A 9263-nucleotide genomic window follows, 5' to 3' on the forward strand; every position below is an offset into this window, starting at 1 on the left:
GCGCTGAACCCGGTGGTCTTCGACAGCGCCTGGCCGCGCTGCACTTCGGGATCGGCATCCAGCTTGGGCTTGGTGCGCGCCTCGGCGACCAGCACGTCGCCGTTGGGCAGGAGCAGCGCCTGGCGGGGATAGTCCAGCCCGCCGGCGAACTTCACGACCTCATAGCCGCGTGGCGCGACCGGCTTGCGCCCTTCCGGCCAGCCGATCGTGCGCGGATGATTGACCACCGACTCCGTTGCATAGGGCTCCGCCTGATCCTCCAGGCCGATCACGCGCGGCGTCTGCTGCGCGTGGGCGGCGCCGGCGACCAGCGTGGAGGCTAGGATGCAGCGGATGATGGCAGTTTTGGTCATGACGGCTCCCGGTTGTTTTGCCACAAAACCGACCGGGAGGGGCTTATATCCTTGTCGCGACAGGACCGTCCGATTGCGCGCATAATGCGAGGCCGGGATGACGCCGGCCCGATCCCGTTTTAGAAGGCGTCATGACCGGATCGATCGACCGCTGGATACGCGTGACCCGCTGGACGCCGTCACGCTACCGGGCGTTGCTACGCGCCCGTGGCCCGCGCTCGGTACAGTTCCGGACGCGTGCCGCGATCCTGGCCGGTGCGATCCTGATCGGCATCGTCGCCACCCTGTTCGCACTTGCCGCAGACTGGGCGAGCGAGGTCTTCGCGCATTATGCCCGTCGCTGGCGCTGGCTGCCGCTGATTTCCACACCCCTGGCCTTCATGGCGCTGGTATGGGTGACCCGCCGCTATGCCCCCCTCGCGCGCGGGTCCGGCATTCCCCAGGTCATCGCGGCCCAGGCGAACCCGAACGGCGCCACCACGACGCTGATCTCCGTCCGTACCGTGGCGGCCAAGGCGGTGTTGACCATCGGGGCGGTGCTGAGCGGCGCCTCGGTCGGGCGCGAGGGGCCGACGGTGCAACTGGCCGCCGCCATCATGGGCCTGACCCACCGGCTCGTCCGCGTGCCGCTGCGGGGTGGCGTACTCATCGCGGGCGGCGCGGCGGGCGTGGCGGCCGCTTTCAACACGCCGCTTGCCGGACTGCTGTTCGCCATCGAGGAACTGGCCTCCGCCTATGAGCAGCGGGTAACGTTGCTGGTGCTTGCCGCGATCGTCATCGCCGGCATGGTCGCGCAGTCGGTGCAGGGCGATTACGTGTATTTCGGCGCGATCGGGGCGCACATGCCGTTGCTGTCGGCGCTGCTGGTGGTGCCGGTGGCGGGCATCGCCGGCGGATTGGCAGGCGGGCTGTTCTCGCGCCTCCTGCTCGCAATTGCTTTGGGCACGAACCGGGTAACGCGCTGGTCCCGCGCCCATCCGATCCGCTTTGCCGGGCTGTGCGGGGGCATCGTCGCGATCCTTGGCGTATCGACCGGGCTGACCTGGGGAACGGGCTACTTCCCGGCGCGCGCGATGATTGTGGGCGTCGATGCACCCTTATGGTTCGGCCCGGCCAAGTTCCTTGCAACCGCGGTCACCGCCATTGCCGGGTTGCCGGGCGGCATCTTCGCACCGTCGCTGGCCACGGGAGCCGGGGTCGGCAACCTCCTGCGCGGCATCTTCCCCAACGAGCCGGCCAGCGCGGTCGTCATCCTCGGCATGGTCGCCTATTTCGCCGGCGTCGTCCGTGCGCCCCTGACCGCGGTCATCATCCTGTCGGAAACCACGGCAAGCCGCGGGCTGATGCTGCCGATGTTCGCCACCGCGTTCATCGCCGACGCCGCCAGCCAATGGGTATGTCGCGAAAAGCTATACCACGGCCTGTCGCGAACCTTCGCGGCGCCCGCCCCCTGAGCGTCAGCGCACGGCCTCCAGGAAGGAGGCCGGCACGCTCGACCCGTCATCCCGCCAGCTCGACCCCAGCAATTCGCCCTCCCTTGTGAGCAGCAACAGCCCGGGCAGCGCCGCACCGCCGAGCGCACGCAGCCGGATGCGGGCCGGGTCATCATAGCGTACGAGCAGCCACGGCATACGTTCGCGCATCACATAATCGCGGTGCGCGGCCAGTCCGGCATCATCGCCGACATAGACGATCTCGACATCCGATCCGCTGTCACGCAGCCGGACATAGCCCGCACGCAAGGCAGGGAGAAACGCCCGGCAAGGCCCGCACCAGCTCGCCCCGCAATAGACCAGCAGTCGCCGAGTCGTGGGGTTCAGGCCGGCGGGCACCAGCCGCCCCCGATCCAGCCGTTCCAGCCGCGGCAAGAAGACCGCACCGCCGGACAGCAGCCCCGCCGCCCCGGCAAGCACCATGCGTCTAGAAATGCGCACGGGCCTGCACGAACACTGTGCGCGGGCTGCGCGGGCCATAGACATAGTCGCTGTCACGCGTCGCGCCCGTCTCCAGATCGCGCTGGCGGGCATCGGTGATGTTGCGCACCCCCAAAGTCACGTCGATCTCGCGGTCCCCACCCACCGGCAGGTGACGGGTCGCACTCAGGTCGGCGACCACAAAGGCCGGACTGCGCCGGATCGCGCCAAGGCGGTTGTTCAGCACGTCCATCGGCCCGACATAGCGCACCCCCAGAAACCCATCGAGACGCGGCGAGAATGTCCATATCGCCTGCCCGATCGCGTTCCAACGCGGGCTTTTCAGATAGCGGCGGGTGAAAAGCTGCCGCTCGTCCCCATCGAACACCCGTTGCGCGCCGTCATAGCGTGCATCGATCCATGCCGCCCCCGCCGTCAGGCGCAGGCGTTCGTCCACCCGGAGGCTGGCATTCAGTTCGGCCCCCGTGACGGTGCTGCCTCCCGCATTGTCCCGCACCTGGAACAGCCCGCCCGCGTCTTCGCGGATCTCGCCCAGAAAGAAGGTATCCCGGATCGTGGTGCGATAAAATTGCCCGTCCAGCGTCAGCGCGCCGCTACTCCACCCCGGTCGCCAGTCGAACCCCAGCGCCATGCTGTCCGCCCGCTCCGGCTTCAACCCGGCCGCATTGCGAACCCGTACCGGATCGGCACCCAGCACCGCGATATGGACATCCTCGCTGAAGATCTCGGGTGCGCGGTATCCAGTCGACCAGTTGGCGCGGACCACCCAGGCCGGAGACGGCGACCACCAGAGCCCGACGCGTGGCGAGACGATCGCATCGTCGAGGACCGAACTGCGATCGATCCGCGCGCCGAGCAGCAACCGGACGGCACCCGACAGCGACCACTCGTCCTGCGCAAAGGCCCCGAGCGTCGAAAAACTGCCCTTGCTCAGCGTGCCCAGAAACCGCCCGTCCGCATCCAGATTGCGGTCGTCGACCCGCTCACCGCGATACTGCACCCCCAGTTGCACGTCATGCCCGCCGCGGGCGGCGGCAAGGCGAAGCTCGCCGAAATGGAGCGTGTCGCGGGTCGCGCCATATTGCCGGCGGCTGACGGCCTCGGCCTGCGCAAGCGCGGCCGCATCGAACCCGTTGGCGGCAGGATCGACGACCACATCGCCCAGCCCGCCATAGAAGCTGTCGCGCGTGACGTGCGACAAGGCATATACCGCGGTCAGCGTCGTCGCCTCCGCCAGTTGTCGCTCCACGCTCAGGCTGGCGCGGTGAACGCGGCTGTCCACCGCTTCCGCAATATTGGCGAGATGCGGCGCCCGGTCCAGCATGTTGCCGCCGCGCCGCCGCTCGTCGCTAAACTGGTAATCGAACGCCGCCCGCGTCGCGCCGCCGATCGCCATGGTGCCGCGCAGTCCGCCACTCCACTGCCGCAGTCGCGCCAGCTCGGTATAGTCGTCGCCGTTCAGGTCCACCCCCGGCTGACGCGCGCCCTGCCCATACAGGCTGACCATCCCGCCCCCGCCCAGCGCCAGCGATCCCATGGCCGAGCCCGTGACCGCATTCTCGCCCGCCAGCCGGCCATAATCCAGCGTGGCGCGTATGCCGGAACGCAGCGGCTTGATCGGCAGCACATTGACGACACCCGCCACCGCACCCGGCCCGTACAGGGCGGACCCTCCACCCTTCACCACCTCGATCCGGTCGATCAGCACGGCGGGCAGTTGCTCCACCCCGTACACCGCTGCGACACCGCTGATCAAAGGCAGCCCGTCGAGCAGGATCTGGTTGTACGCCCCCGGCAGGCCCAGCAACTGGATTTCGGTTGTGTTGCAGTTCTGGCAATTGCTCTCCGACCGTGCGCCCGGCAGCCAGTCCAGCGCGTCGGCCAGGCTGCGCGGGGCCGTGGCCGTCAGGATCGTCTCGCCGATGATATCGGTCCTGACCGGCGCCTCGCGGACCGTGCGCGGCGTGCGCGTTCCCGTGACCACGATATCCCCGGATGGCGCGCCCGACTGCGCGAACGCCGCCGCCGGCCAGGCCGACGCGGCGGCGAGCAGGGGGATGACGCGGCACATTGGTTTAGCCATGGCTAATATTTGTAGTCCGGCATTTTCCATGCGACAAGCCGCAATGCACTCGGATGCCGTGATGACCGAAAGCCAGAACCCAGACATTCGCGCCGCCGCCTTCCGCAAGGTGCGCGAGGCGCATCAGACGGAGATGGCGGAGGATTATGTCGAATTGATCGGCGACCTGATCGCACGGTTCGGCGAGGCGCGGCTGACCGATCTTGCCGAACACACCGGCGTCACCCTGGCCACCGCATCAAAGGTGGTGCAGCGGCTCAGCCGGGAAGGGCTGGTCCAGAGCCGCCCCTATCGCTCGCTGTTCCTGACCCCCGCGGGCGAGGAACTTGCCCGCGTCGCGCGCGAGCGGCACCGGATCGTGCAGGATTTCCTGCTCGCCATCGGCGTCGATCCCGCCACCGCCGCACTGGACTCCGAGGGAATCGAGCATCATGTGAGCGAAACCACGCTCGCCCGCCTGAAAACGCTGACGGAGCAGTTGCTCGATCAGCGTCCGCCCGGCGGCAGCTTCTCCTCCAGATAGCGGGTCATCAGCGAGTACAGGTGCACGCTCGTCCCCGGCTTCTCGTAGATGCCGTGCGAACGGTCCGGATAGGCCATCATCTGGAACGGCTTGTTGGCGGCGATCAGCCGGTCCGCCAGTTGCTCCAGATTCTGGTAATGGACATTGTCGTCACCGGTGCCGTGGATGATCAGAAGGTTGCCCTTCAGCTTGTCCGCGTGCGTGATCGGCGATCCGTCGCGATAGCCGGCGGCGTTCCCCTCCGGCAAACCCATATACCGTTCCTGATAGATGGTGTCGTACAGCATCTGATCGGCGACCGCGGCCACCGCGATCCCGGTCTTGTACAGGTCCGGATAGCGGAACAGCGCATTCAGCGTCATCGATCCGCCGCCGCTCCATCCCCAGATGCCGACCCGTGACGGATCGATATAGGGCCGGTCGGCCAGCATCCTGGTGACCCCCGCCGCCAGATCGGCCGAGGCAAGGATGCCGACCTGCCGGTAGATGCTCTTGCGCCAGGCCCGGCCCCTGGGCGACGCGGTGCCGCGCGGGTCGATGCTCGCGACCAGATAGCCGCGCTCGGCAAGCATCCGGTGCCACAGCGCGGTGTTGCCGCCGAACCGGTCGGCAACGGTCTGCCCCCATGGCTCGCCATAGACTTGGAACAGGATCGGGTAGCGCTTGGTCGGGTCGAAATTCTTTGGCTTGATCAGCCATGCGTCCAGCGTCGTGCCGCCGCCGATATCCAGCCGCAGGAACTCGGTCGCGCCCAGCCCCTGCCCTTGGATCACCGCATTGGCCGCCGCGTTGCGCGCCAGCACGCGAACCGGCCGGTGCGTCGCCAGATCGATCATCTCGGTCACCGGCGCGGTGTCGAAGGTGGAGAAGACATGCCGGGCATAGCGCCCGCCCGGGGCGATGTCATAGGCATGCGTGCCCGGCTGCCCGGCCGGCGTTACCCGCTCGACCCGCACCTGCCCGGACAGCGTGGCGCGGTACAGGTAACGGCGCGTGGGATCATCCGGTGCGGCGGTGAACCAAACCCGGTTGTTCCGGGCATCGACCAGCAATATGTCGATCACGTCGAACTTGCCCGGCGTGCGCAGCCGCATCGTCTTGCCATCCGGCGAGGCGACGTACAGATGCCGCCACCCGTCGCGTTCGCTCATCCAGGTGAAGCCGCGGTTGCCGTCGGTCCAGGTCGGGTCGGGATTGGCCTCCACCCAGGCGGCGTCGCGCTCATCGAACAGTCGCGTCGTCATGCCCGTATCCGCATCGGCCAGCATGACCGCGAAATCATTCTGCAGCCGGTTCGCCTGTTGCAGCAGGACCGAGCGGGAATCGGGCGTCCAGCTCATCTGGGGCACATAATATTGCCGCGGATCGCCCTCCAGCTTCACCCATGTGGTCGCGCCCGTGGCGATATCGACCGTACCGACCTTCACCGCGGAATTGGCCGTGCCGACCTTGGGATATTGCAGCGGGATCACCCGTGAATATTGCCCCACCGTGTTGGTGATCATCGCAAAGGTGCCGACACTGGAGGTGTCGAACCGCCAAAAGGCGATACGCCGGGAATCCGGGCTCCACCGCCACGCTTTGCGCAGGTAGAACTCTTCCTCGTACACCCAGTCGCCAAGGCCATTGACGATCAGCGCGTCACCATCCTGGGTCAACCGGCGCGGATCGCCACCGCTCACCTGTTCGACATACAGGTTGTTGTCCCGGACATAGGCGATGCGCGATCCGTCGGGCGAGAATTCGGCATACATCAGGCTGGCGGCGGGCGCGTCTCCGCCGATCCGGCGCAGCGAGCGATCGTCGAGATTGAACAACCAGTAATCACCCCGCGCCCGCGTCCGGCGAAACGGCTGGCCGTTGGTCAGGATCAACAGCTTGCGTCGATCCGGCGAGAAGGCATAGCTTTCGATCGCGATCGGCTTTGCCGTGGCCTTGTCGACCAACGCGCTCGCCGGCACGATCACCTCTCGTGCATTGGTCCGCGCATCGTAGCGGACGAGGTCGCTGCCCCCGCCTGCATTCTTCGGTCGCTCGATCGCGATGAAGCCGGTGCCGTCGGGCGTCCACTCACCACCATCGACATGCTCGAAGGCCACCCCCTGCCCGAAGATGCGCTCGACGGTCAACGGTGGGGTGGCGGGTGCCGTCTGCGCCTGCACGGCGGCGCAGGAAAGACCCAAGAGCGCCGTGGCCAGAAACCGATATCCCCGCATGCTCAATCCACCCCCGTCAACGCGAGCAGGGCAAAGCTCGCCAACCAATGTTCGCCCATATAATCGCCTGCCACCTCGTCGATCGCGGCGGCCAGATGGCGCTCCGCGGCGTCGGCCAGCACGTCGCTCCCCGTCGCTCCGGCCAGGGCACGCATCGCCCAGGCACGGCTGAGATTGAGGCCGTCGAGATGCGCGATCTTGCCGTCGCTGCGATCGCTGACCTGCGCGGGCGTCAGCAATGCGGCCGGCTCGCCTCGCGCCAGATGCGGCAGGAAATCGCCGAACCACCGGGCGAATGGGTCCGGGGGCAGCACGCGCTGCATGGCCAGCGCCTCGGCCAGCGCAGGGGACAGGAAATCCTCGCCGCTCGGCTCCCAGCCTTGCGCCGCGCGATCCGCGCCGAACCAGTCGCGCGCACGGCTGGCCATCAGGTCTTGCAGCGCCGTGTCCCCGGCCACGCGGGCGTATCGATCGGCCAGCACCAGCGCGAAGGCCGTATTGGCGTGGGTGCCGACCCGCACCGGATAGGTCAGCATCGGCAGATGTTCCCGGAAACGCGCAACGAATGCATCCGCCAGCGGCTGCAGGGTATCGGCATGGACGCTTGCCCCCACGCGCAACTCGCTCGCCAGCATCAGCAGCCAGGCCCAGCCGTAGGGCCGCTCGAACCCGCGCGATGCCGGGCGGTCGAGATAGGCACGCTCCGCCTCCACCTTGTCCGGCGTGAAGGCGTCTGCAAACAGCGCGTCTATCGCCCCAGCTTCCGCCAGGTCGGGAAACAACCGGCGGAGGCGTGCCAGCAACCAGTATCCATGGACGCAGCTATGCCAGTCGAAGCTGCCGAAGAAGATCGGATGCACGTGCCGCGGGATATAGGCGTCCGCGTCGGCGGCCATGACATGATCCGCCTTGTGCGGATATTCGCGGGTGACATGGCCCAGCGCGATACGGGCGAACCGGGCGGCGAGATCGGGGCTCATCAGGATCCTTTCGGAAAAGCGCACAGCGCCAGCACCGTGATGTTGAACGCCAGCAACAGGATCGCGGTCGGCCACTGCACGCGGATCACGCCGAACCGGTCCCGCAGCTCCAGCACGACCGCGGGTACGATGTTGAAGTTGGCCGCCATCGGCGTCATCAGCGTCCCGCAAAAGCCGGAAAGCATCCCCAGCGCGGCGACCACCGCCGGGTCGCCGCCGAATTGCCGGATGACGATCGGCAGGCCGATGCCGGCGGTCATGATCGGGAAAGCGGCAAAGGCATTGCCCATCACGATCGTGAACAGCGCCATGCCGATGCAGTAGGCGATGGTCGCCGCCAGCGGCGTGTCGAGCGCGACGATGTTCACCACGCCGTCCGCCACGACCTTGCCGACGCCTGCCATCGCGAACACGCCGCCGAGCGCGGCCAGCATCTGCGGCAGCACCATCGCCCAGCCGATCGCATCCACCAGCCGCCGCGCCTCGCCCGCCGGCGCCGATCGCGGCGGCCGGGTCAGGCGCATCGCCAGCAGCAGCGCGACGAACGCGCCGGTCACCATCGCGACCAGCGTCACCTGCTTGGGATCGATCAGCGCCAGCCCCGCGATCCTGCCGTCGGGGATCAGCAGGGTCCCCGCCAGCGTCACGACGGGCAGCGCCAGTGCGGGCCCGAACAGCCATGTGCCCAGCCGTGCGGCGCTGGCGGTCCGCGCGGCGTCATCGCTGCTTGCAACAGGTGCCGGGCGCAACCCCCAGGTCGCCAGCCCGACCATCACCAGCACCAGACAGCCGTTCAACAGGTCCGGCAACCACGGCCCCGCCCCCAGCAGCATCGCAAAGATCGCCCAGAACCCTGCATTGCGCCACCGCGTCGGCTCCGACCGGTCGAACGCATGATGGATCGCCACCGCCCCCGGCAACGTCGCCGCCGCAATCCCCAGCGCGTCCAGCCCAATCACGCCCGCCGCGCCCTCAGCCGCCTGTCCAGCAGCAGCAATCGCGCGCCATGAATGAAAAAGGCTGCGACTGCGGTGGGGATCGCCCACACGGCGACGCTCAAGGGCGCGACGATGATCCCTTCCTGCTCCAGAATGGCGCGGATCAGCAGGATCGATCCGATGGCGATGAACACGTCCTCGCCGAAGAACAGCCCGATATTGTCCACCGCGGCGGC

The 9263-nt window shown here is 67.8% G+C and carries 8 protein-coding genes and 1 pseudogene; 2 read left to right on the forward strand and 7 right to left on the reverse strand.

What is annotated here, in order from left to right:
- A pseudogene (locus Q0U08_RS13950) lies at positions 1-353 on the reverse strand (hypothetical protein); the annotation flags it as partial.
- 131 nt (positions 354-484) lie between these two features.
- Between Q0U08_RS13950 and Q0U08_RS13955 the strand changes: the two are divergent.
- Positions 485-1807, forward strand: a complete 1323-nt coding sequence (locus tag Q0U08_RS13955; RefSeq protein WP_298091995.1) for a chloride channel protein — start codon at positions 485-487, stop codon at positions 1805-1807.
- A 3-nt stretch (positions 1808-1810) separates the two neighbouring features.
- On the opposite strand, the gene Q0U08_RS13960 is transcribed toward Q0U08_RS13955, so the two are convergent.
- Together Q0U08_RS13960 and Q0U08_RS13965 are read right to left on the reverse strand one after the other, a co-directional pair.
- Positions 1811-2287 carry a thioredoxin-like domain-containing protein gene (locus Q0U08_RS13960; protein WP_298091997.1) on the reverse strand — a complete coding sequence of 159 codons (477 nt, stop codon included), beginning with the start codon at positions 2285-2287 and terminating at the stop codon, positions 1811-1813.
- A complete protein-coding gene (locus Q0U08_RS13965; protein ID WP_298091998.1) occupies positions 2274-4370 on the reverse strand; it encodes a TonB-dependent receptor in 2097 nt (698 codons plus the stop codon). Before Q0U08_RS13965 ends, Q0U08_RS13960 begins: the two co-directional genes overlap by 14 nt.
- Positions 4371-4413: 43 nt before the next feature.
- On the opposite strand from Q0U08_RS13965, the gene mntR reads away from it, so the two are divergent.
- Entirely contained in the window at positions 4414-4893 is a 480-nt protein-coding gene (mntR, locus tag Q0U08_RS13970) for a manganese-binding transcriptional regulator MntR (RefSeq protein ID WP_298092003.1), read from the forward strand.
- Here mntR and Q0U08_RS13975 read toward each other — a convergent pair.
- From Q0U08_RS13975 to Q0U08_RS13990, 4 genes are all read right to left on the reverse strand, one after another.
- Positions 4857-7109, reverse strand: coding sequence for a S9 family peptidase (locus Q0U08_RS13975; RefSeq protein ID WP_298091999.1), 2253 nt, complete (start codon positions 7107-7109; stop codon positions 4857-4859). The genes mntR and Q0U08_RS13975 overlap by 37 nt on opposite strands.
- Positions 7110-7111: 2 nt before the next feature.
- Positions 7112-8089 (reverse strand): DUF2891 domain-containing protein, encoded by a 978-nt coding sequence (locus Q0U08_RS13980; RefSeq protein WP_298092000.1) that lies wholly within the window; start codon positions 8087-8089, stop codon positions 7112-7114.
- The gene (locus Q0U08_RS13985; protein ID WP_298092001.1) at positions 8089-9048 is read right to left on the reverse strand and encodes a DUF979 domain-containing protein; all 960 of its coding nucleotides are present in this window, start codon (positions 9046-9048) and stop codon (positions 8089-8091) included. The genes Q0U08_RS13980 and Q0U08_RS13985 overlap by 1 nt, the downstream gene beginning before the upstream one ends.
- Positions 9045-9263: DUF969 family protein (locus Q0U08_RS13990; protein ID WP_298092002.1), on the reverse strand; the 219-nt coding region annotated here is incomplete at its 5' end. The genes Q0U08_RS13990 and Q0U08_RS13985, both read right to left, overlap by 4 nt.

This window comes from uncultured Sphingomonas sp., assembly GCF_946477935.1.
Taxonomy (GTDB): Bacteria; Pseudomonadota; Alphaproteobacteria; order Sphingomonadales; family Sphingomonadaceae; genus Sphingomonas.

What these genes read in the sequence shown, in the direction of transcription:
- Q0U08_RS13955 (WP_298091995.1), top strand. Translation starts at nt 485, where the DNA reads ATGACCGGATCGATCGACCGCTGGATACGCGTGACCCGCTGGACGCCG.
- Q0U08_RS13965 (WP_298091998.1), bottom strand. Translation starts at nt 4,370, where the DNA reads ATGGCTAAACCAATGTGCCGCGTCATCCCCCTGCTCGCCGCCGCGTCG.
- mntR (WP_298092003.1), top strand. Translation starts at nt 4,414, where the DNA reads ATGCACTCGGATGCCGTGATGACCGAAAGCCAGAACCCAGACATTCGC.
- Q0U08_RS13975 (WP_298091999.1), bottom strand. Translation starts at nt 7,109, where the DNA reads ATGCGGGGATATCGGTTTCTGGCCACGGCGCTCTTGGGTCTTTCCTGC.
- Q0U08_RS13980 (WP_298092000.1), bottom strand. Translation starts at nt 8,089, where the DNA reads ATGAGCCCCGATCTCGCCGCCCGGTTCGCCCGTATCGCGCTGGGCCAT.